Raw genomic sequence first — 22,788 nt, forward strand, 5'->3', positions numbered from 1 at the left:
TGGCTGCGCCGTCGGAACGACGGCAACCACCACACCGCACGCCGCCCCACTTTAGAACGCAACCGGAGAAAAATGATGTTGAAAGCCTACCGTGACCACGTGGCCGAGCGCGCCGCCCTGGGCATCCCCCCGCTGCCGCTGACCGCCTCGCAAGTGGCCGAGCTGATCGAACTGATCAAGAACCCCCCTGCGGGCGAAGACGCCTTCCTGCTGGACCTGCTCACGCACCGCGTGCCCCCTGGCGTGGATGACGCCGCCAAGGTCAAGGCCAGCTTCCTGGCGGCCGTGGCCCACGGTGACATCCAGGTCGGCCTGATCTCCAAGTCCAAGGCCACCGAGCTGCTGGGCACCATGGTCGGCGGCTACAACGTGCACCCCCTGATCGAGCTGCTGGACGACGCCGAAGTGGCGGGCGTCGCGGCAGAGGCGCTCAAGAAGACGCTCCTGATGTTCGACTTCTTCAATGACGTCGCCACCAAGGCCAAGGCAGGCAACGCCAAGGCCCAGGAAGTGATGCAGAGCTGGGCCAACGCCGAGTGGTTCACCTCGCGCCCCGAAGTCGACAAGAAGATCACCGTCACCGTGTTCAAGGTGCCAGGTGAAACCAACACCGACGATTTGTCGCCCGCGCCCGATGCCTGGAGCCGTCCCGACATCCCGCTGCACTACCTGGCCATGCTCAAGAACACCCGTCCCGACGCGGCATTCAAGCCCGAAGAAGACGGCAAGCGCGGCCCGATGCAGTTCATCGATGACCTGAAGAAGAAGGGCCACCTGGTCGCCTACGTGGGCGACGTGGTGGGCACCGGTTCTTCGCGCAAGTCGGCCACCAACTCCATCGTCTGGGCCACCGGCCAGGACATCCCCTTCGTGCCCAACAAGCGCTTTGGTGGCGTCACGCTGGGCGGCAAGATCGCCCCCATCTTCTTCAACACGCAGGAAGACTCCGGTTCGCTGCCCATCGAAGTGGATGTGTCCAAGCTGGAAATGGGTGACGTGATCGACGTGCTGCCCTACGACGGCAAGATCGTGAAGAACGGCGCCACCGTGGCCGAGTTCCAGCTCAAGAGCGACGTGCTGTTCGACGAAGTGCGCGCCGGCGGCCGCATCAACCTCATCATCGGCCGCTCGCTGACGAGCAAGGCTCGCGAGTTCCTGGGCCTGCCAGCGTCCAACGCGTTCCGCCTGCCCACCGCCCCCGTGGCGACGAATGCCGGCTTCACGCTGGCGCAGAAGATGGTTGGCCGCGCTGTCGGCCTGCCCGAAGGTCAGGGCGTGCGCCCCGGTACCTACTGCGAACCCAAGATGACCACCGTGGGCTCGCAGGACACCACCGGCCCGATGACGCGCGATGAGCTGAAGGACCTGGCCTGCCTGGGCTTCTCGGCCGACCTCGTGATGCAGTCCTTCTGCCACACGGCCGCCTACCCCAAGCCTGTGGACGTGAAGACGCACCGCGAACTGCCTGCGTTCATCAGCAACCGCGGCGGCGTAGCCCTGCGTCCTGGCGATGGTGTGATCCACAGCTGGCTCAACCGCCTGCTGCTGCCCGACACCGTGGGCACCGGCGGCGACTCGCACACGCGTTTCCCCATCGGCATTTCGTTCCCCGCAGGTTCTGGCCTGGTGGCCTTTGGCGCCGCCACCGGCGTGATGCCGCTGGACATGCCTGAATCCATCCTCGTGCGCTTCAAGGGTGAAATGCAGCCTGGCGTGACCCTGCGCGACCTGGTGCACGCGATCCCGCTGTACGCCATCAAGCAGGGCCTGCTGACGGTGGCCAAGGCCGGCAAGATCAACGCCTTCTCCGGCCGCATCCTGGAAATCGAAGGCCTGCCAGACCTGAAGGTCGAGCAAGCCTTCGAGCTGTCGGACGCCTCGGCCGAGCGCTCTGCCGCCGGCTGCACCATCAAGCTCAACCCCGAGCCGATCAAGGAATACCTGACCTCCAACATCGTTCTGATGAAGAACATGATCGCCGACGGCTACGCCGATGCCAAGACGCTGCAGCGCCGCATCGAGAAGGTCGAAGCCTGGCTGGCCAAGCCCGACCTGCTCGAAGCCGACAAGGACGCCGAGTACGCCGCCGTGATCGAGATCGACCTGGCCGACATCAAGGAACCCATCGTCTGCTGCCCCAACGATCCGGACGACGCCAAGTTCCTGTCCGAAGTGTCGGGCACCAAGATCGACGAAGCCTTCATCGGCTCGTGCATGACCAACATCGGCCACTTCCGCGCTGCAGCCAAGCTGCTGGGCGGCCAGCGCGACATTCCCGTCAAGCTGTGGGTGGCACCGCCCACCAAGATGGACGAGAGCGAGCTGATCAAGGAAGGCCACTACGCTGCGTTCGGCACGGCCGGTGCGCGCACCGAAATGCCCGGCTGCTCGCTGTGCATGGGCAACCAGGCGCAGGTGCGTGAAGGCGCGACGGTGATCTCCACCTCCACCCGCAACTTCCCCAACCGCCTGGGCAAGAACACCAACGTGTTCCTCGGCTCGGCGGAACTCGCCGCCATCGCCTCGCGCCTGGGCTACCTGCCTTCCAAGGAAGAGTACCTCAAGGAAATGGGCGTGATCGATGCCGACAAGGCGAGCGTGTACCGCTACATGAACTTCGATCAGATCGAAGAGTACGCGGAGGCCGCCAAGGCTGCACCTGCGTCGGCGGCCGTGGCCTGCTGATACCGCGGCGGCGGCCAGTCCGTTGCCTGCCAAGCGGCCCTTCGGGGCCGCTTTTTTTATGGGTGCCCGCGTTGTGGGAGGGGGGGCTCGTGACAGTGGTTTGTCGGCAACATGACAGTCACTGATTTGTCATATGTTGGCAGCTAAGCTCGCGGCATAACAACAACCACCACGACAAGGGAGGGATTCATGAAAAACACAATGGGGCGCGCAGGGGCGCTGGTGTTCAGCGCGATTTTTGCCGTCGCCTTCGGTCTGGGGGGCTACTTCTTCGGTTTGAAGCCTCTGGCTCAGACACTGTGGACCGCCTGGCAGGTGGGGCAGTGGCAGCAGGCACCCGCGCAGGTGATCAGCGCCGAGCTCAAGCAGCACCCGGGCAGCAAGGGCGGCACGACGTACGAAGTGCAGGCCCGCTACCGCTACGAGTTCAACGGCGCGAGCCACGAGGGAACACGGGTGGGGCTGGATGCGCAGAGCGGGTCCGACAACATCGGCGACTGGCACCAGCAGTGGCACGGCCGGCTGCAGCAGGCGCAGGCCCGCAACCAGCCCATCACGGTGCGGGTGAATCCGGACAACCCTGCGCAGTCGCTGATCGATCCTTCCATCCGCTGGCGGTTGCAGATCTTTCGCTTGCCGTTTGCTCTGATCTTCACCGCAGTGGGGGTGGTGGCGGCCTGTGTCTTTGTGCTGCTGCTCATTGGTCGCGGCGAGTCCATGGGCATGGCGCAGCCAGCGCACGGCGAACCACCAGCCAGCGGGCCGGCCCCGCGCAATTCACTGCACGGCACGGCGGTCGGGGCCTGGATTTTCAGCCTGCTGTGGTGCGGCCTGTCGTTCCCGATGGCGGCCCTGCTGTGGTCCGACCGCAATGCGTCGGGCTGGGCCCAGGCGTTCATCGGCGTGTTCGTGGTGGTCGGTGTGCTGATGCTGACACTGGCCATCCGCCAGACCCGCATGGTGTGGCGCTACAAGGGCGCGGGCTTCACTGCACTGCCTTACCGGCCCCAGGCCGGCCGCATGGTGGAGGTGACATTGCTGCTGTCGCACCGCGCTGCGGCACAGCCCGGCGCCCAGGCCCTGCGCTTGAGGCTGGCGCAGTACCGGGTGGATGAATCGAGCTCGGGCTCCCCCGAGCGGCAAGTGGAAGTTGTAGATGCCCGGGCCGCGCTGCAGCCCACGCCCGACGGCGGCCTGCGGCTGGTCGCACGCTTTGATGTGCCCCAGGACGCGCCCGCCCATGGTGCACAACGGTCCCGGGAGCGGGTTGACTGGCGGGTCGAACTGCTGGGCCCCGACGGTTCCGTCGAACTGTCCTACGACCTGCCCGTGCAGGCCGCACCCCTCAGACCTGGTGATTCGCTGCCCGAGGACCGCTTTGACCCCCGCGCCGTGTGGACGCGTGAGGAGCCCATCATCCCGCCAGAAGGTGCGCAAAGGGGCGGTGCTGTCCCCGCGTGGCCTGCAGGCGCTGTATTGCAGGAGTTGCCCCAGGCGGTGCAGATCAGCTTTGCGCAGCAAGCCTGGCGCTGGGGAGCCGGCATCGCGCTGGCCGCACTGGCCATCGAATGGCTCGTCAACGACCGCATCGGCCTGCATGGCGTGGTGCTGCCCCGGTCGTGGGGCGGGCTGGCCGTGACGGCGGGGCTGCTGGCCGTGGCGCTGCACGCGGCAACGCGCAATTGGGTGACCCGGGTGCAGGACGATGGCGTGGTGGCGCGCTGCAGCTCCTGGATGTGGACCACCGTGACATCGGTGGCGGGCGATGCCAGCCAGTCGCTGGTGCACAAGGTCGTGTATGCCACGGGCAGCGGCAGCGCACAGAACAACCACCATGCGGTGTACGGCCGCAACGCGCAGGGCACGCTGGTGCAGCTCACGCCGGCGTTGAGCGGGCCCGAGGCTGCGGCCGGCGTAGGCCGGGCCATTGCCAAGGCCTGGCAGGACCGCCGCGGCCGCTTCACGCCGGGCGCACGGCGTTCGCAGCGCCATGATGTGTCGCGCCCCGCCTGGGGCTGGTTGTTCATCGGCGCAGTGCTCGCCGCCCTGTGGTGGGCGCCACGCAGTCCCGTGGGCGTCGCCACCATCAACGCAGCCGGCGGTGCCGCGTCGCACCGGGTCTGGTCGGGCCCGGACGGCCGGCTGATGGATGCGCAGAACGCGGGCGATGCCGTTGCGCTGGACCAGGCCCTGCGCGATGGCGCCGACCCCAACCTGCTCGCGGACAACGGGTCTTCCATGTTGATGCTGGCGGCGCACCGGGGGCAGATGGCCCACGTGGACCTGCTGCTCAAGGCGGGCGCGCAGCCGGACCTGCGCCAGACGCAGAAAGACAGCGAGCGGGGCGACACCGCGCTGCTGCGCGCTTTTTGGGGCGGCCATCTGGCGGTGGCGCAGCGGCTGGTTCACGCCGGTGCCAGCCTGCAAGCCCGCAACCGCTGGGACTGGGGCCCCGTGCACATGGCTGCGCAAAGCGGGTGCGTGCCGTGCCTGCAATGGCTGGCCGACCAGGGCCAGCCGCTGGACGAGCCCGCTCCCGCCAGCCGCGGCGAGACGCCCGCCATGCTGGCGGCCGCCAAGGGCCGGGTGGCGGTGCTGCAGTGGATGGAGGGCCGCGGCATCGACCTGTGGCGCCGCGACCCGCAGGGCAAGACGGCCCTGGACTGGGCACGCTTTGGCCAGCAGGCCGACGCCGAGCGCTGGCTGCTGGAGCGCCAGCGCTGACGCGGCTCGATGTGGTGCGATGCGATCTTGGGCCGACGCGATGGAAATGCAGGCGTAAAGAAGGTGCAGGCGTAAAGAAGGTGCAGGCAGCGAGGCCGCGACAGGGACACAGGCCTGGAAGGTCCGAGAGCAAGCCACGGAACGTTCGCGCGACGCCGCGATCAGAGTCCGCAGAACCATAACAACTCGGCATCCACGATGTTCAAGTCCTTCTTTTTCTCCCGCCGGTGGTGGGCCTGGTCGATCCTGGGCTCCATCGTCATCCTGCTGGCCACCTGGTACCGCGTCGAGCTCGACGTGCAGATCAACGACTGGTTCGGCAGCTTCTACGACCTGGTGCAAAAGGGGCTGAGCCAGCCCGGCAGCATCACGATGCAGGAGTTCTGGCGCCAGCTGTCCACCTTCACGCACGTGGCCATGCTGTATGTGACCACGGCGGTGCTGGTGGATTTTTTTTCCAAGCACTACATCTTTCGCTGGCGACAGGCCATGAACGAGCACTACATGGCCGCCTGGCCCCGGCTGCGCCACATCGAAGGCGCAGCGCAGCGGGTGCAGGAGGACACGATGCGCTTCGCCCGCATCATGGAAGACCTGGGGCTCAGCTTCATGCGCAGCCTGATGACGCTGGCCGCGTTTTTGCCCATCCTGTGGATGCTCTCGGACAAGGTCACGGCGCTGCCCGTCCTCGGTGCCGTGCCGCATTCGCTGGTCTGGGTGGCGCTGCTGTGGTCGCTGGGCGGCACGCTGCTACTGGCGCTGGTGGGCGTGAAGCTGCCGGGGCTGGAGTTCCAGAACCAGCGCGTGGAGGCGGCCTACCGCAAGGAGCTGGTGCTGGGCGAGGACGACGCTGCCCGCGCATCCCCGCCCACTGCCGCCGCGTTGTTCCAGGACGTGCGGCGCAACTACTTCCGGCTGTTCTTCCACTACCTGTATTTCGACGTCGTGAAATGGTCGTACCTGCAGGTGAGCGTGCTCGTGCCGCTGGTGGCGCTCGGGCCCACGCTGGTGGCCGGGGCCATCACGCTGGGGGTGATGCAGCAGATCGCGCGGGCTTTCGACAAGGTCCTCGAGTCGTTCCAGTTCCTTGTGCTGAACTGGAGCACGGTGGTGGAGCAGATATCGGTCTACAAGCGCCTGCGGGCCTTCGAGCGGCAGATGACGGCGCCGCTGGCAGAGGAGGGCCTGGCAGGCTGAGTGGGAGCGGTGGCGGTGAATGCCGCCACGGGATCGCGTTTCACTCGTCGTTGCTATATTTTTGGTAGCTATTTGCGCTTATCCATCAAGCGGTAGAGCCTATTTTTTTGTTTGAAATCCTGGGTCGCCGGCCGTCTTCGGGGGCTCATGCCGGGTCGTTGGGCGTCGCCGTGCGGGGCATCAGGTGCTGCAGCAACTGCAGTGCATGTAGTGGCAGCTCGTCGGGGCTGCGGGTGCACAGCACCAGGCTGCGCCGGGCCCAGCCATCCGTCAGGCGCAGCGCCTGGATGCCGTGGGCTCGGCTGTGCCGCCGGGCGGCCGCCAGGGGCACGATGCCCACGCCGACGCCCATGCCCACCAGCTGGCAGACCGCCTCGAAGTGGCGCAGCCGCACCCTGAAACGCAGCCGTTGGCCTGTGCGCTGCGCGTGCCGTGCGACATGGCTTTGCAATGCGCTGCCTTCGTCCAGCCCCACGAAGTCCAGGTGTGCCGCGTCGGCCAGCGCCATGCGCCGCAGGCTGGCCAGCGCATGGCCGCGCGGCACGACCAGCACCAGCGGGTCCGGTTTCAGCGTCCAGGCGGCAAGCCCCTGCAGGTCCGCCGCATCCGAGGCCAGGCCCATGTCGCACAGGCCGGAGCGCACGGCGTCGGCCACGTCCTGGCTCGGGGCTTCCTGCACATCGACCGAGATGCGCGGGTGCTGCTGCAGAAAGCCCGCCATCGCTGCGGGCAGAAATTCGCTCAGGGCCGACGAGTTGCAACGCATGCGCACATGGCCGGCCAGGCCGTTGCCGAAGTCGCCCAGGTCGCCGCGCAGATGCTCCATCTGGCGCAGCACCAGCCGGGCGTGGTGCAGCAGCGTGTGGCCCGCTGGGGTGGGTTGCACGCCCCGCTGGGCGCGCACCAGCAGCGGTACGCCCAAGGCGTCTTCCATGCCGCGAATGCGCTCGCTGGCGGATGCCAGCGCCATGTGGCTGCGCTCGGCGCCGCCGGTGATGGTGCCCGCTTCATGCACGTGCACGAAGAGCCGCAAGTCTGTCAGGTCAAAGCGCATGGGCGCGAACCTACCACATCGACCCACCGCGGGTGGCTTCGGCTGTGCCTGAGGCTGGCTGCGCAGCTTCCGCATTTCCAGGCACACCCGCGTTGCGAAGAATGCGCTCGTGGCCCGCCGCGTCGAGCGGGCAGGAGAAGGGCCAGCGATGGATCGGACACGAAGGACATGTCGGCAGGGGGGGCGTACGGGCGTGAAGATGCGTGCGGGGTGGCGGCCATGACGGGCGGCAGCCTGGGTGACCAACCGTGGGCGTGGCTGGCGGCGGCAGCCATGGTGTTTGCCCTGGCGGGTTGCATCAAGGGGGTGGTGGGCCTGGGTCTGCCCACCGTGTCGATGGCCTTGCTGGCCCTGCTGGTGGTGCCGGCCGAGGCGGCCGCGCTGCTCATCGTGCCGTCGCTGGTCACCAACCTCTGGCAGTTGCGCCCCTTTGCCGCGCTGCGCCCGCTGCTGCGGCGCCTGGGCGGCATGCAGCTGGGTGTTTGCGGGGGCACCTGGCTTGGGGCCTGGCTGCTGGGAGCGCCTGCGGGGGCATGGTCGCGTGCCATGCTGGGCGTGGCGCTGATCGCCTACGGGGTCTGGGGACTGATGGGGGCGCGGCTCAGTGTGCCTGCGCGGGCCGAGCCGTGGCTGTCGCCCGCGGTGGGCCTGGCCACCGGCTGGGTCACGGCCGCCACCGGTGTGTTCGTCGTGCCTGCCGTGCCCTACCTGAAGGCCCTGGGCCTGCAACGCGACGCGCTGGTGCAGGCAATGGGCCTGTGCTTTACCGTGTCCACCCTGGCGCTGGCGGGCGGGCTGGCGTTCAATGCCAGCTATCCGCTGCCCACCCTGATCCTGTCGGCCTGGATGCTGGTGCCCGCGCTGCTGGGCATGGCCCTGGGTGCGCGCATCCGCCAGCGCATGTCCGCCGTGTGGTTCAGGCGCTGCCTGATGGTGGGGCTGCTGGCCCTGGGCGTCTACATGGTGGCAGATGTCCTCGCCTGGCACGGCTTTGCGTCTTCGTGACGGCGGCTGGCAAAGCTCTCCTGGCGTCGTTGTCGGGTCTTGCCGTACTTGCAGTACTGTCTGCGACCCAACGCCTAGCCAGGACCGCTGCGCTGAGCTTTGCCAACCGCTTGACGGGCGGGGGACTGGCGTCTTTGCAGAACCTGGACATGCTCGCAGCCCTGGCTGTCCAATGTCTCAAACCGGGCCGGGCAACACCGGCTTGGCCGCGCTCTCCAGCACCCACAGCGCGGCGCGTGCTCGGGTCGTGGCTACATAGAGCATGTTCCGCTCGCGGTAGGCCTCCTGCTGGGGGGCGGGCGCGGGGAACCGGCCGCGTTCCACGAAGGGCACGGCCACGAAGGTGAATTCGCGGCCCTTGCAGGCCTCCACGGTCAGCAGGCGCAGGCTCACCGGTTCGTTGCGCTGGTGCATGGCAATGCTGCCGGTGGCCATCAGCGTGAGGCGGCCCAGAAACTCCGCCACCGGGATCTGCCGCGCTAGCCGGTCCAGGGCGTGCAGGCTGGCCAGGCACGCGCGCCGCTCGCGCTCGTTGATGGGAGCGTCGGCAAAGATGCGCTGCACGAGCGGGTGCCGGCAGAACAGGCCCGCATCGGCCAGCACCTCGGCCCGCGCCCCGGGCGCGAGCGCCAAGATCAGTGCGCAGGCATCCGTGAGCTCGGGCGCTGTGGGGGCCAGCCCGCCGTGTGCGATGTAGCGCCGCATGCGGGCGCTGCTGCCGTGCAGCGTGGCTGCGAGCTTCTGACCTTCGTCGGCGCCAGGCAGGTCCGTCCAGCCCGCGCTGTCGAACTGGCCCTGCGCCAGCACGTCCATGTCCACCGCATCGGTGCGCGGTGCGCGCCGCCCGTAGTGCAGCAGGCCCTCCACTGCCGCGCCCACGATGCCGGGGGTGAGGTAGGTCTCCCCGCCCGCAGGGCCGTCCTGGCCGCCGGGTCCAGCGTGCAGCGCCCACATCAGCACCAGCGCCAGCGCCACCTCGCGCCGCAGGTAGAAGGGGCTCATGCCCTGAGTGCCGTAGTGCACGCCTTCATGGCCGAACACCCACTCCAGCAGGATGCTGTCCTGCGGGTTGCGCAGCACCACGTTCAGTGAGCTGTGCTGCGCGCCCAGACGCTGTGCGCCGTTGCGGGCTTTCGCTTCTTCCTGCCTTTCCTGTCCTTTTTTCTCCTGCAGTGCTCCCCAGCCATTCACTATCTGCGCGTGCAGCTCCACCAGTTGCGCGGCGCAATGTTCGTCGCTGTCGTAGGCCAGGTGCATGAACGCGTCGGAGCTGCCCGCCACCGGCGCGAACTCCACGCCGAACAGGGGGTTGAGCGCCGCGCAGATATCGGCGCCGAAGCGGCGCGTGGTGTTGATGCTGAACACCTCGGTCTCTGCGGGCAGGCAGGCCAGGATGTGCTGCATGCCCCCGCCAAACACGGAGAACGAACCTTCGTGGATGTGCTGGTTGAAGTCCCCGGCGCCCACGAAGAAACCGTTGTCGCCCCGCACCAGCGCGCGAAGCACGGTGAGCGCGCCTTCGTCCAGGTCGTGCAGCTCGTCGAACAGCACCGCGCTGTAGCGCCTCTCCAAGCCCTCGAACGCTTGCTCCCAGCCCAGCTCTCCCAACTGGCGGCACAGCTCGAAGGTGCAGTCGCCCTCCGCGTAGAAACGCGGTTCGTGGTTCATGCCCACACGCATGCGCTCGTACTGTCCATAAAGGCGGTAGAGGCCGTAGTCGATGTCGCGGTCTTCACAAAACGCGCGCAGCGACAGCCCCGAGTCCTGCGCCTCCTGGTCCAGGAGCTTTTTCTTGGCCAGTGCCTCGAAGGCCAGGAACGCGTCGATGTCCACACTGTGCGGGAACAGCTCCTCGCCCAGGTCATCGCTGCCAGCGCTGCGCTCAAGCTCCTGGCGCAGCGCCTGGTGGGCCTGCAGGATCAGAAAGCGCCGGCGCACCGGGTCGTCCAGCGTATTCACCGGGTCGCCCTGCTCGCGCAGCAACTGCTCGCACAGCTGCTCCATGGTGAGGATCTCCAGGCTGCGCGGCACGGTGCCGTGCAACTGCATCATGCGGTCGCGGATGGCGGTGACGCCTGCGCGGGAGTAGGCCAGCACCAGGATGCGCGCGGGCCGCTTGGGGTCGCCCAGGCCCGCCAGCAGGTTGCAGGCCTTCATGCACAGCGTCGTCGTCTTGCCGGTGCCCGCCAGCGCGCTGATGATGCAGGCCGCAGCCTTGGAGTCGAGCACGCGCCGCTGCTCGGGGGTGGCGATGAAGCGCTGCCGGGCCCAGCTTCTGGGAGTTGTCGGTGAGGAGGGTGTCGGGGCGAGGGGATGTGGCACGGGCATGTCCGCAAGAGGGGCAGTCATTGTCCCCGAAGGCGCGATGGTGGCGGCCGCCGGCCCTATCGGCTGACCTGCTGCTTTTCCAGCTTGCGCGCCAGGGTTCTGCGGTGCATGCCCAGCCGCCGCGCCGTCTCGGAGATGTTGAAGCCCGTCTCCGCCAGCACCTCGTGAATGCGCTCCCATTCCAGGGTCTTGAGCGAGCTGGAGCGATTGGTCACATCCACCTGGGTGTCACCCTCGCGCAGTCCGAAGGCGGCCTCGATGTCGTCCGTATTCGACGGCTTGGCTAGGTAGTGGCAGGCACCCAGCTTCACCGCCTCCACGGCCGTGGCGATGCTGGCAAAACCGGTCAGCACGACGATGAGCATCGCCTCGCTGGCCGCATGCAGCCTCTGCACGCACGCAAGGCCAGAGGCATCGCCCTTGAGCTTGAGGTCCACCACGGCGTAGCCGGGGATGTGCTCTACCAGCAGTGCCTCGACCTCGGCCAGGCTGGCCGCGCGCAGCACGCGGTAACCGCGCCGCTCGAACGAGCGGGTCAGCGTGCGCGCGAAGGCTTCATCGTCTTCCACGATCAGCAGCAGCGGCTTGTGGGAGGCCTCGGCTTCGGGGCCGCCGGGTGCGGAAGTTGCCGCATTCGGCGGGTTGGGGCTGTTGTTGCTGCGACTGATGCTGCTGCTCGTGTCCATGGCGGTGCTCCGGTGGCTCCTGTCTCTGCGGTGCGGCCTGGGACTCAGGCCGGGCGGTGCGCCTTGGGCAATGCGATGGCCGCCAGGGGCAGCCGGATGCTGACCTGCGCCCCCCCTTCTGCGGCGCGGTTGCGGGCGCTGACGCTGCCGCCCAGCGTGCGGGCCACGTTCATCACCAGATACAGGCCCAGGCCGCTGCCGGGGCGCTGCTTGGTGGACTGGTAGGGCTCACCCAGGTGATCGAGCATGCCGGGCGCAAAGCCCGGGCCTGCGTCGTTGACGGTGATGCACAGAGCGGGCGTCTCCGACGCTTCATCACGGGAGATGACCAGCTCCACCCACTGCGGCGATGCGTCCCGTGCATTGTCCAGCACATTGAAAGCCATCTGCTTCAACGTGGTGTCCGACACCATGGGCGTGTCGTCCCCGAATTCGTTGCGGTATGAGAATGCAGGAATGGGGCGCGTGGTGCGCCATTCCTCGGCCAGGGCGTCCACGAACCTGCACACAGTGGTCTGCTCCGAATGCTCGCCGCGCGCCTCGCCGGCCGACAGGAGGATGCCGCTCACGATGCCTTTGCAGCGCTGCACCTGGGTGCGCATCTCGTCGATGTCTTCGCGCAGCACCGGGTCGGCCATCAGCTCTGCGTCGTGCTGCCAGTCGCCCAGGATGACGGCCAGCGTGGACAGGGGCGTGCCCAGCTCGTGCGCGGCGCCCGAGGCCAGCAGGCCCATGCGCACGATGTGCTCTTCTTCCACACGGCGGCGGCGCGCCGCCGCCAGGCGGGCATCGCGCTCGCGCAGGTTCAGGTTGATGCGGGTGATGAACACCACGACCAGGATGGCGTTGAGCACGAAGCACACCAGCAGACCGATGACGTACAGGCTGGACAGGCCCTGGTGCAGGTCCTGCGGCAGCTCCAGCGGCAGGTGGTAGGTGGCCAGCGCGCCAAAGCACACGGCCGTGATGGCTACCATGGTCCAGATGTAGGCGCCGCGCAGCAGGATGGCCCCGAGCGCGATCTGCAGCAGGTACAGGAACACGAACGGGTTGCTGGTGCCGCCGCTCAGGTACAGCTGGGTGGTGAGCACGGCAACGTCCACCAGCAGCGCCAGGAACACCTCCACATTGCGCACCGCCACGCCCATGCGCAGGCGCAGCAGGCTGACCACGTTGAACACGGCCAGGCAGGCCACCACCAGCAGCATCGGCACCAGCGGAATGGTCAGTCGCAGGCTGTGGTGCGCCACCTCGATGGTGAAGATCTGGCCCATGACGGCCATCCAACGCAACTGGATGAGTTGCTGCAGGTTCTTGATGCCGGCGGCGGCATCGGCAGCGCGTGGGCTGCCGCGCAGGATGTCGTCGCTTTTCGCGATGCGTGGCAGAGGCATGGTGGCGGGAGTCTACCGGCCCGCGCCGTTGGGGCCTGCGTCGGGGACGCGGCCGTCGTTCAGGTCTGTGCGGCGCTCGTGGCGCACCACCAGCCAGGCCGCGCCCACAACCATCAGGGCCAGGCCGTACCAGGTGATGGCATAGACCAGGTGGCTGTTCGGAAAGCGGATGGTGGTCATGCCTGCGCGGGGCCACGTGGTGCTGGCCGCTGCAGCGGCGCCTGCCACCTCGACGGCCTCGGCGGTCAGCGCTCGCGTGCCGGCGGTGGGCAGTCCGGCATCGATGTAGAAAGGGGCCGCCCGGCCCAGCTGCAGCGCCTGGGAGATGGCCGACACATCGCGGGAGAACCAGCGCTGCTGCGGCGGGTCATTGGTGCGCAGGAATCCGCCCTTGGGCTCGGTCATGCGGATCAGGCCTTGTACGGTGACGGGGGAGGCGGAGTCAGTGGTAGCGGGGGCATTGGGTGAAGCCGCAGCCGGAGCGACCTGCGCGGCCCATTCGGCGCGCTTCTCCTGCGGGATGAATCCCCGGTTGATCAGCACCGTGGTGCCGTCGTCCTGCTGCAAGGCGCTGACCACCCAGAAGCCCGCGCCCAGCGCCGTCACGGCCTGGGTGAGCACGGTCTTGCCCGGCAACCAGTGGCCAGTCACGGTGACGGGCAGGAATTCGTGGCTGTCGGCGTGGATGCCTGGCCATTCGACCGGTGCGGGCAAGGCCACCGGTGCGGCGTGCACCCGCTGGTCCACGCGTTCGATCAGATCGAGCTTCCATGCCCGGCGCTGAACCTGCCAGGTGCCCAGGGCCACGAAGCCCAGGAACAGCGCGATGCCGACCACCAGCAGCACGGCGCGTCGTACAAAGCGCCGCTGGTCCGCAGGGTGCTGGGTGGCCGGGGCTGCGGTCAAGGCGTGACGTGCCCGGCAGCCTCGTGCTTGGGCGGGGTGGGCGTGGGGTGGTCGGGCATCATGTTGCTGTTCATGTGGAACATGACCCACAAGGTGCCGCTGATCGCAATCGCCACGAACACCACGGTGAAGATGGTGGACAGCAGCGTCCAGCCGCCCTCGACCTTGCCGTTCATGTGCAGGAAGTACACCATGTGCACGAGGATCTGCACCACCGCGAAGCCGCCCAGCACGAGCACGGCGGTGTTGCGGTCGGCGATCACCTTGGCCATCACCAGCCAGAAGGGGATGGCGGTGAGGATGACCGACAGCACGAAGCCGATGGCGTACTCGCGCAGGCTGCTGTGAGGGCCCACGTCGCCATGGTGGTCGTCGTGGCCGTGGCCGTGATCGCCCTGCGATGGGTGGGAGTGAGTGTGTGTGTGTTGTGCGCTCATTTACAGCACTCCCATCAGGTACACAAAGGTGAAGACGCCGATCCAGACCACGTCCAGAAAGTGCCAGAACATCGACAGGCACATCAGGCGGCGCTTGTTCTCATGGATCAGGCCGTGCTTGCCGATCTGCACCATCAGCACCACCAGCCAGATCAGGCCGAAGGTCACGTGCAGGCCGTGGGTGCCCACCAGCGTGAAGAAGGCCGACAGGAAGGCGCTGCGCTGGGGCGTGGCGCCCTGGTGGATCAGGTGGTGGAACTCATACAGTTCCAGGCCCAGGAAGCACAGGCCGAAGAAGCCCGTGACGGCCAGCCACAGCAGCGTGCCCTTCACGTCGTTCTGCTGCTTGCGCAGCATGGCAAAGCCGAAGGTGATGGACGACAGCAGCAGGAAGGCCGTGTTGATGGCCACCAGCGTGAGGTCGAACAGCTGCGCGCCGGTGGGGCCGGCCGCGTAGCTGCGGCCCAGCACGCCGTAGGTGGCAAACAGGGCAGCGAAGATGAGGCAGTCGCTCATCAGGTAGAACCAGAAGCCCAGCGCTGTGCCGTTTTCGGGGTGCGGCTCGTGCGCGGGGTGGTACTGGCGCAGCGGGAGCGCCGCGCTCGCGGCGCCGGCCGCGACGGGGGTGGTACGGATATCAGACATGGCTGGCGCGCAGTTGTTGGGTGCGAAGGTTTTCCGTCTCCGTCACTTCCGAGACGGGGATGTAGAAGTCGCGCTTGTAGTTGAACGTGTGGATGATGGACACCAGGATCACGGCGGCGAACGACGCTCCGGCCAGCAGCCACATGTGCCAGATCAGGGCGAAGCCCAGCACCAGCGACAGCGCGGAGATGACCGCACCCGAGCCGGTGTTGGCCGGCATGTGGATGGGGGCGAAGCCGGTGAGTGGGCGCTGGTAGCCGTGCTTCTTCATGTCCCACCAGGCATCGATCTCATGCACCACGGGCGTGAAGGCGAAGTTGTAGTTGGGGGGTGGCGAAGACGTGGCCCATTCGAGCGTGCGGGCATCCCAGGGGTCGCCGGTCACGTCGCGCAACTGGTCGCGCTTCAGGTAGCTCACCACGATCTGGATCAGGAAGCAGGCGATGCCGGCAGCGATCATCGCGGCGCCAATGGCGGCCACCACGAAATAGGGCTGCAGCGATGCATCTTGGAAGTGGTTGGCACGGCGCGTAACGCCCATCAGGCCCAGCACGTACAGCGGGCCGAACGCCACCCAGAAACCCACGACCCACAGCCAGAAGGAGCGCACGCCCCAGGTGCGGTCGAGCTTGTAGCCGAAGCCCTTGGGATACCAGTAGTTGATGCCGGCGAAAAGGCCGAACAGCACGCCGCCGATGATCACGTTGTGGAAGTGGGCGATCAGGAACAGGCTGTTGTGCAGCACGAAGTCGGCCGGTGGCACGGCCAGCAGCACGCCGGTCATGCCGCCGATGGCGAACGTCACCATGAAGGCCACCGTCCACATCATGGGCAGCTCGAAGCGGATGCGGCCCTTGTACATGGTGAACAGCCAGTTGAAGATCTTCGCACCCGTGGGGATCGAGATGATCATCGTCGTGATGCCGAAGAAGGTGTTCACGCTGGCGCCCGAACCCATCGTGAAGAAGTGGTGCAGCCACACCAGGTACGACAGGATGGTGATCACGACCGTGGCGTACACCATGGAGGTGTAGCCGAACAGGCGCTTCTTGCAGAACGTGGCCACCACCTCGGAGAAGATGCCGAAGCAAGGCAGGATCAGGATGTAGACCTCTGGGTGGCCCCAGATCCAGATCAGGTTCACGTACAGCATGGCGTTGCCGCCCAGGTCGTTCGTGAAGAAGTTGGTGCCGGCATAGCGGTCGAGCGACATCAGCACCAGGGCTGCGGTCAGCACGGGGAACGACGCGACGATGAGCGCGTTGGTGCACAGGGCCGTCCAGGTGAAGACGGGCATGCGCATCAGGTTCATGCCGGGTGCGCGCATCTTGATGATGGTGACGATCAGGTTGATGCCCGACAGCGTCGTGCCCACCCCCGCGATCTGCAGCGCCCAGATGTAGTAGTCAAGCCCCACCCCCGGGTTCTGCGCCCCCAGGTTGGACAGCGCCAGCCAGCCGGCCGTGGAGAACTCGCCCAGGAACAGCGACACCATCACCAGCACGGCGCCGGCGGTGGTCATCCAGAAGCTGAAGTTGTTGAGAAACGGGAACGACACGTCGCGCGCGCCGATCTGCAGCGGCACCAGGTAGTTCATGAGGCCGGTGACCAGCGGCATCGCCACGAAGAAGATCATGATCACGCCGTGGGCGGTGAAGATCTGGTCGTAGTGGTGCGGGGGCAGATAGCCCAGGTTGTCGCCGAAGGCCATGGCCTGCTGCAGGCGCATCATCACGGCGTCGGCAAAGCCGCGCAGCAGCATCACCAGGCCCAGGATCATGTACATGATGCCGATGCGCTTGTGGTCGATGCTGCAGATCCAGTCGCGCCAGAGCGGGCCCCAGAGCCTGAATTTGGTGATGCCGGCCAGAACGGCCAGGCCACCGAGCATTGTGGCGACGAAGGTCCACAGCACGATGGGTTCGTGCGCCATGGGCACGGAGTCCCAGGTGATTCGGCCCAGGGCCCAGTGGGTGTCAGTAACAGTGACGGAGGACATAGAGAGTCTCTTTGGAGAGCGCCGACGCAGCCGTGGTGAACGGCGCGCCAGCACGGCAGGTCAGGGGCGGATCATTGGGCGGCGGGGGCCGTGCGGGGCGCGGCGTGGCGGGCTTCCAGGCTGGCGACCACCTGGGCGGCGTTCTGCGAGGTGCACACGTCCTGGGGCAGGTTCAGTCCCATGGCGCGCACATAGGCGTCGCCACCGTTCTCGTCGATGGCCATCATGTGGTGCATGCACATCTTGCCCTCCTCGACGCAGCGGTTGAGCACCTTGTCGTACAGGCCTTCTTCCACGCTGGCGAAGCGCTGCACGGGGTCGCGCTCGCTGGGCTTCGCCAGATCCATGTAGGCCTGGCGCGTGAGCGGCTTGCCCTCGGACCGGTTCTTGGCTACCCATTGCTCGAAGTCTTCCTGGCTCAGGCCGTGGAACTTGAACGTCATGCCCGAGAAGCCCGAGCCGCTGTAATGCGTGGCCATGCCAGGGAAGACGCCGGGCTTGTTGATCACCGCGTTGAGTTCCGTCTGCATCCCCGGCATCGCGTAGATCATGCCGGCCAGGTCGGGCACGTAGAACGCGTTCATCGTGGAGGTGGCCGTGAGCTTGAAGAGAATGGGGCGGTCCACCGGCGCCGCCAGCTCGTTCAGCGTGGCGATGCCCAGCTCGGGGTAGAAGAAAAGCCACTTCCAGTCCATCGCCACCACCTGCACTTCCAGGGGCGTCGATTGCGCGTCGAGCGGCTTGGATGCCGAAATGCGGTCCAGCGGCCGATAGGGGTCGAGCTTGTGCGTGCCGATCCAGGTCAAGGCGCCCAGCGCGATGATGATGAGCAGCGGCACCGTCCAGATCACCAGCTCCAGCGTGGTGGAGTGGTGCCAGTCGGGGTCGTAGTCGTCCTCGGTGTTTGCCGTGTTGTTCTGCCGGTACTTCCAGGCGAACCACAAGGTGAGGGCGATCACCGGCACGATGATGATCAGCATCAGCAGCGTGGCCTGGATGACCATGTGGCCTTGCTGCGCGGCAACGTCGCCGGCCGGATTGAGGACGACCGCCTTGCTGCAGCCGGCCAGGCTGCCCAGGGCAGCGATGGCGGCGAGCCAGACAGGCACGCGAGAGAGAGGAGTTTTTGGCATGGAAGAACGCAATCTGGGCGTTTGCTTCAGGGTAAACGCGGATGACGGAGTGCCGCCGAATGTAATAGCTCTAGCTTTTTTGTACATTGGACATTTTGTCCAAGGTCAAAAAACATCTGCCCCAGCATGGTGCGAAAGCAGATGGTTACGGCTTCGTCCTGCATCCGTCATAGTGAAACCGCACTTGTGGGCGGCTGAAGTTGGGTGTAGAACAAGGCTGTCTTATCCAAACAACGAAGGAGCCCTGTTCATGAGCAGCCCCGCCACTGCCACTTACCCTGCGGCCGGCTTTGAAGAAAGCGCCGCCTCTCTCTCGCGGGCTGATACGCATGAGGACGTCACCCCCAGCGAAATCGCCGTGGGCGTGATCATCGGACGCTCGTCCGAGTATTTCGACTTCTTCGTCTTCGGGATCGCCTGTGTCCTGGTCTTCCCTTCGTTCCTCTTTCCGTTCCTCACGCGCCTGGACGGCACGTTGATGGGCTTCGCGCTGCTGGCCGTGGCCTTCGTGGTCCGTCCGGTGGGCACTGCGGTCTCCATGGCGATCCAGCGGCGCTGGGGACGGGGCACCAAGCTGACCATCGCGCTGTTCCTGCTGGGCGTGTGCACGGTCGGCATGGCGTTCCTGCCTGGCTACAAGGACGTGGGCATGGTCGCCATCGTCGCCCTGCTGATCCTGCGCATCGGTCAGGGCCTGGCGCTCGGCGGCTCGTGGGACGGCCTGCCGTCGCTCCTGGCGATGTCGGCCCCCAAGGAGCGACGAGGCTGGTACGCCATGATCGGCCAGCTGGGCGCACCGCTGGGCTTTGTGCTGGCGGCAGGACTGTTTGTCTATCTGTACAGCAACCTGTCCGTGCAGGAGTTCCTGGCGTGGGGCTGGCGTTACCCGTTCTTCGTGGCTTTCGCCATCAATGTCGTGGCGCTGTTCGCACGCTTGCGGCTGGTGGTGGGGCAGTCCTACACGGAACTGTTGCAGGAGCGCGAGTTGCAACCCGTGTCCGTGAGCCGCGTGGTGCGCGACGAGGGCAGCAATGTCCTGCTGGGCGCGTTCGCTGCGCTGGCGAGCTTTGCGCTCTTCCACCTGGTCACGGTGTTCCCGCTGTCGTGGATCACGCTTTACTCCGACCAACCCGTTACGCAGATCCTGGGCGTTCAGATCGTGGGTGCCTTCCTCGCTGCTGGCGCCATCATGGTGTCGGGCTGGTTGTCGGATCACCTGGGCCGCCGCAAGCTCCTGGGCGGCATGGCAGTTCTGATCGGCGTTTTCAGCTTCATGGCGCCGGTGCTGCTCAATTCGGGCGAGGTGGGCAGCACCATGTTCCTGCTCCTGGGCTTTGTGCTGCTGGGGCTGTCCTATGGCCAGGCCTCCGGCACGGTCACGGCCAACTTCTCGCCGCAGTACCGCTACACCGGTGCTGCCCTGTCCGCTGACCTGGCCTGGATCATCGGTGCCGCGTTCGCACCGCTGGTCGCGCTGTACCTTTCGTCGCAGTTCGGCCTGCTGGCCGTGACGGTGTATTTGCTGTCCGGCGTGGCCTGCACGCTGGGTGCCCTGAACCTGAACCGCCGCATGGAGCGGAGGGACCGGTAAAGACCTGGCGGAGGACGTTCACGCGATTTGCTACTGTTTTGATAGCTTCTGGCGCTTGTCCAGAAAGCGGTACAGGCCAAAAAGAAACCAAGAAAATAGCAAAAAACGCCCGGTAGACACCGGGCGTTTTTTGTTTTTCAAGCGGTGCTTCTGCAGGGCTTGGTCCCAGGTACAAGATCCGTTCAGGCCGAGCACAGTTGCGACCCATCACGGCCCTCATCGGGTTGAATGGCCGGCGCGCGATCCCGTATCAGTCCTGGGGCCTGAAACCAATGGTCAGCGAAGACGGCACGCGCCCATCCACATCGCGCGGCAAGGTTTCGGTCTTGTCCAGTGCGCGCAGCACAGCGTCGTCCCAGGCCTTGTTGCCGCTTGATTGCACCAGGCGTTTGCCGACGATGGTGCCGTCGGGCGACAGGCGCACTTCCACTTCGGCGCGTGGGTTGCCTGAAATCGCATCGGGGTAGACGATATTGGGCTTGACCTTGGCTGCGACCTTGCCGCCGTAGCTGCCGGAAGGGCCTGCGCTGCGCTGCGCCGTACCGGTGGCGGTCTCGCCACCCGTCGCGCCCGCAAGGCCCTGCATGCGGCGCAGATTGTCTTCGCGCAGCTTGGCCAGTTGCTTGTCGTCCGCTTCCTTGCGCTTGGCCGCTTCTTCTGCCTTGCGCTTGTCTTCGGCCAGCTTCTTTTGCTTGTCCTGCTCGGCTTTCTTTTGCTCGGCCAGCTGCTTTTCGCGCTGTTCCTTTTCCTTGTCCTTTTCCTTTTGCAGGCGTTCCTTCTTTTCCTGCTCCAGGCGGTCCTTGCGCTCTTCTTCCTTGCGGTCGCGTTCGCGCTTTTCGCGCTCTTGCTGCTGCTCGCGTGCTTTCTTCTCTTGCTCCAGGCGCTTCTTTTCGCGTTCGATGGCGATGTCAGCCTCGCGCGTGTCCGGCGGCTCCACGGCGCGTGGTGCTGGCGGTGGCGCCGGAGGGGGGGGCGGACGAACTTCGGTGGGCGCCGGGGCCGGGGGGGGCGGGGGCGGCTCCACGGCGCGCGGCGCGGCCTGCTGGGGCACTGCGGCCCAGAGTTCGGCTTCCACTGCGGGCTGGTCGGCGCTGCTCTTCCAGTTCACGCCCCAGGTCAGGGCGCCGATCAGCACCGCGTGGGCCAGGACGGCCAGCGTGATGGCGCGCAGCCGTGCGGGCGGGCGCGGCGGGGCAAACTGGTCGCGGTCGTTGTGGGCTTGCATGGACGTGAGAGAGTTGCGGGCGCGGGTTCGGTTCAACCGCCCTGCTTGACGGAGAGGCCCACACGCTGCACGCCCGCCTTCTGCAAGGCGTCCATCGCCTTCACCACGCTCTCGTATTGCACGCCCTTGTCGGCGCTGATGACCACGGCGCTGGCGCTATCGGCGCCCTGAGCCTTCTGCCAGCGGCTGGCGGCATCGCCGATTTCGCGCTGGTTCAGGCTTCGCGTGGCCTCTGGCGTCTTGAACTGGAGCGTGCCATCCTTGTTCACGATGACCTGCGCGACGACCTTGGGCATGTTCTTGCCCTTGCCGACGCTGGGCACGTCCACGACGCCCGGCGTAAGCATGGGTGCCGTCACCATGAAGATGATGAGCAGCACCAGCATCACGTCGATGAAGGGCACCATGTTGATTTCGTTGATGGTGCGGCGGCCTCGGCCGCGGGATGCCATGGCGGGCATGTGGCGCCTCCCGGATCAGTGGCCCGAGGCCGTGTGGCCGGTGGGCGCGGGTTGTGCGCCGAGGTTGCGCTGCAATATGTTGGAGAACTCTTCGATGAAGGTCTCCTGGTGCGTGGCCACCCGGTCGATGTCGCGGGCAAAACGGTTGTAGGCGATCACGGCCGGGATGGCGGCGAACAAACCGATGGCCGTGGCCACCAGTGCTTCGGCGATGCCGGGCGCCACGGTGGCCAGCGTGACCTGCTCCATGCCGGCAAAGCCGGTGAAGGCGTGCATGATGCCCCACACCGTGCCGAACAGGCCCACGTAGGGCGACACCGAGCCGACCGATGCCAGGAAGGACAGGCTCGATTCGACGACGTCCATCTCGCGCTGGAAGCTGGCGCGCATGGCACGGCGCGCGCCGTCGAGCAGGGTGCCCGGGTCCACGATGCGGCGCTCGCGAAGCTTTTGATATTCGCGCATGCCGCTGGCGAAGATGCGTTCCATGGGGCCGGCCTGCTTGGCGTTCTGCGCAGCGCTGGCGTACAGGTCATTCAGGCTGGTGCCCGACCAGAACTCACGCTCGAAGTCGTCGTTGAGCGTCTTCACGCGCTTCAAGGCAAACAGCTTGCGGAAGATGGCGGCCCAGCTGGCCACCGATACCCCGAGGAGCAGCAGCATGACGAGTTGCACCACCCAGCTGGCGTGCAGCACCAGGGAGATGATGGACATGTTTTGGGAGTTCATGGTGTGAGTTGTTCCAGAAGGGTGCTCGGTATTCTTGCAGGGCGCATCGTCGCTGCGTCCACCCATCCGATGCGGATGGTGCCTTCGGTCAGCAAGGTCGGGCTTTTGTCGGTCATCTGCTCTGGTTTCAGGAGCGCCTGCTGCACTATTGTCAACGATGCCCGGCCTGCGGCCTGCAGGCCGGCGGTAACAATGAGTTCGTCATCCAGCCGGGCGGGGCGGTGGTAGCGCAACTGCGCATCGGTTACGACAAACATGCCGCCGGTTTGTTCCCGCAGAAGCTGCTGGCCCACGCCCAGCGAGCGCAGCCACTCGGTGCGCGCGCGCTCGAAGAACTTGAGGTAGTTGGCATAGAACACGATGCCGCCCGCATCCATGTACCGGCGTGGTACTCAACTGTGGACATGTCGTAAAGCATTGAAAACACTCACTCCTCACGATTGTAGGAAAGTCCATAGTGTTGTCTGGATTGCGATTTTTACTGGACGGTGATGTCCATGGCTTGCGGTGTGATTTCGACTGAGCATCCTGATGCTGGGGAGGCACATTCCGGCGTTTATGTTCCACGACCTGTGCCCAACTCGGATGT

At 66.4% G+C, this 22,788-nt stretch carries 18 protein-coding genes; 5 read left to right on the forward strand and 13 right to left on the reverse strand.

What is annotated here, in order from left to right:
- The first annotated feature begins 75 nt into the window (after positions 1-75).
- The 3 genes from acnB to sbmA all read left to right on the forward strand — a co-directional run bounded on the left by acnB (position 76) and on the right by sbmA (position 6,606).
- Positions 76-2,685, forward strand: coding sequence for a bifunctional aconitate hydratase 2/2-methylisocitrate dehydratase (gene acnB, locus KW835_RS21455; protein ID WP_218386196.1), 2,610 nt, complete (start codon positions 76-78; stop codon positions 2,683-2,685).
- A 189-nt stretch (positions 2,686-2,874) separates the two neighbouring features.
- Positions 2,875-5,409 carry an ankyrin repeat domain-containing protein gene (locus KW835_RS21460; protein WP_218386197.1) on the forward strand — a complete coding sequence of 845 codons (2,535 nt, stop codon included), beginning with the start codon at positions 2,875-2,877 and terminating at the stop codon, positions 5,407-5,409.
- Positions 5,410-5,607: 198 nt separating this feature from the next.
- The gene (gene sbmA / locus KW835_RS21465) at positions 5,608-6,606 is read left to right on the forward strand and encodes a peptide antibiotic transporter SbmA (protein ID WP_218386199.1); all 999 of its coding nucleotides are present in this window, start codon (positions 5,608-5,610) and stop codon (positions 6,604-6,606) included.
- Positions 6,607-6,751: 145 nt separating this feature from the next.
- On the opposite strand, the gene KW835_RS21470 is transcribed toward sbmA, so the two are convergent.
- Positions 6,752-7,660, reverse strand: coding sequence for a LysR family transcriptional regulator (locus KW835_RS21470; RefSeq protein WP_218386201.1), 909 nt, complete (start codon positions 7,658-7,660; stop codon positions 6,752-6,754).
- Between the two features lie 219 nt (positions 7,661-7,879).
- Here KW835_RS21470 and KW835_RS21475 point away from each other — a divergent pair, with 219 nt between their 5' ends.
- Entirely contained in the window at positions 7,880-8,665 is a 786-nt protein-coding gene (locus KW835_RS21475) for a sulfite exporter TauE/SafE family protein (protein WP_218386203.1), read from the forward strand.
- A 177-nt stretch (positions 8,666-8,842) separates the two neighbouring features.
- On the opposite strand, the gene KW835_RS21480 is transcribed toward KW835_RS21475, so the two are convergent.
- From KW835_RS21480 to cyoA, 8 genes are all read right to left on the reverse strand, one after another.
- Positions 8,843-10,987: a UvrD-helicase domain-containing protein gene (locus KW835_RS21480; RefSeq protein WP_339385460.1), complete on the reverse strand. Its 2,145-nt coding sequence runs from the start codon at positions 10,985-10,987 to the stop codon at positions 8,843-8,845.
- Positions 10,988-11,049: 62 nt separating this feature from the next.
- Positions 11,050-11,679: a response regulator transcription factor gene (locus KW835_RS21485; RefSeq protein WP_255593771.1), complete on the reverse strand. Its 630-nt coding sequence runs from the start codon at positions 11,677-11,679 to the stop codon at positions 11,050-11,052.
- 44 nt (positions 11,680-11,723) lie between these two features.
- Positions 11,724-13,073 carry an ATP-binding protein gene (locus KW835_RS21490; RefSeq protein WP_218386207.1) on the reverse strand — a complete coding sequence of 450 codons (1,350 nt, stop codon included), beginning with the start codon at positions 13,071-13,073 and terminating at the stop codon, positions 11,724-11,726.
- 12 nt (positions 13,074-13,085) lie between these two features.
- Entirely contained in the window at positions 13,086-13,979 is an 894-nt protein-coding gene (locus tag KW835_RS21495) for an SURF1 family protein (RefSeq protein WP_255593772.1), read from the reverse strand.
- Positions 13,976-14,416, reverse strand: a complete 441-nt coding sequence (gene cyoD, locus KW835_RS21500) for a cytochrome o ubiquinol oxidase subunit IV (protein WP_218386209.1) — start codon at positions 14,414-14,416, stop codon at positions 13,976-13,978. Before cyoD ends, KW835_RS21495 begins: the two co-directional genes overlap by 4 nt.
- Entirely contained in the window at positions 14,417-15,061 is a 645-nt protein-coding gene (gene cyoC, locus KW835_RS21505; protein ID WP_218386210.1) for a cytochrome o ubiquinol oxidase subunit III, read from the reverse strand.
- Positions 15,054-17,060 (reverse strand): cytochrome o ubiquinol oxidase subunit I, encoded by a 2,007-nt coding sequence (cyoB, locus tag KW835_RS21510; RefSeq protein WP_218386218.1) that lies wholly within the window; start codon positions 17,058-17,060, stop codon positions 15,054-15,056. Before cyoB ends, cyoC begins: the two co-directional genes overlap by 8 nt.
- A 71-nt stretch (positions 17,061-17,131) precedes the next feature.
- Entirely contained in the window at positions 17,132-18,193 is a 1,062-nt protein-coding gene (gene cyoA / locus KW835_RS21515; protein WP_218386219.1) for a ubiquinol oxidase subunit II, read from the reverse strand.
- Between the two features lie 250 nt (positions 18,194-18,443).
- On the opposite strand from cyoA, the gene KW835_RS21520 reads away from it, so the two are divergent.
- Complete coding sequence (locus KW835_RS21520; protein WP_218386221.1) at positions 18,444-19,784, forward strand: MFS transporter; 1,341 nt, start codon at positions 18,444-18,446, stop codon at positions 19,782-19,784.
- Positions 19,785-20,034: 250 nt separating this feature from the next.
- Here the strand turns inward: KW835_RS21520 and tolA are convergent, their stop codons facing one another.
- From tolA to KW835_RS21540, 4 genes are read right to left on the reverse strand one after another with little or no spacing between them, the layout of a single operon-like run.
- Positions 20,035-21,009: a cell envelope integrity protein TolA gene (gene tolA, locus KW835_RS21525; protein ID WP_218386222.1), complete on the reverse strand. Its 975-nt coding sequence runs from the start codon at positions 21,007-21,009 to the stop codon at positions 20,035-20,037.
- A 32-nt stretch (positions 21,010-21,041) separates the two neighbouring features.
- Positions 21,042-21,470, reverse strand: coding sequence for an ExbD/TolR family protein (locus tag KW835_RS21530; RefSeq protein ID WP_218386224.1), 429 nt, complete (start codon positions 21,468-21,470; stop codon positions 21,042-21,044).
- 15 nt (positions 21,471-21,485) lie between these two features.
- Positions 21,486-22,199, reverse strand: coding sequence for a protein TolQ (gene tolQ / locus KW835_RS21535; RefSeq protein WP_218386226.1), 714 nt, complete (start codon positions 22,197-22,199; stop codon positions 21,486-21,488).
- Complete coding sequence (locus KW835_RS21540; RefSeq protein WP_218386233.1) at positions 22,196-22,576, reverse strand: YbgC/FadM family acyl-CoA thioesterase; 381 nt, start codon at positions 22,574-22,576, stop codon at positions 22,196-22,198. The genes tolQ and KW835_RS21540 overlap by 4 nt, the downstream gene beginning before the upstream one ends.
- Positions 22,577-22,788 lie beyond the last annotated feature (212 nt).

This window comes from Acidovorax sp. sic0104 (genome assembly GCF_019219095.1).
Classification (GTDB): domain Bacteria; phylum Pseudomonadota; class Gammaproteobacteria; order Burkholderiales; family Burkholderiaceae_C; genus Acidovorax.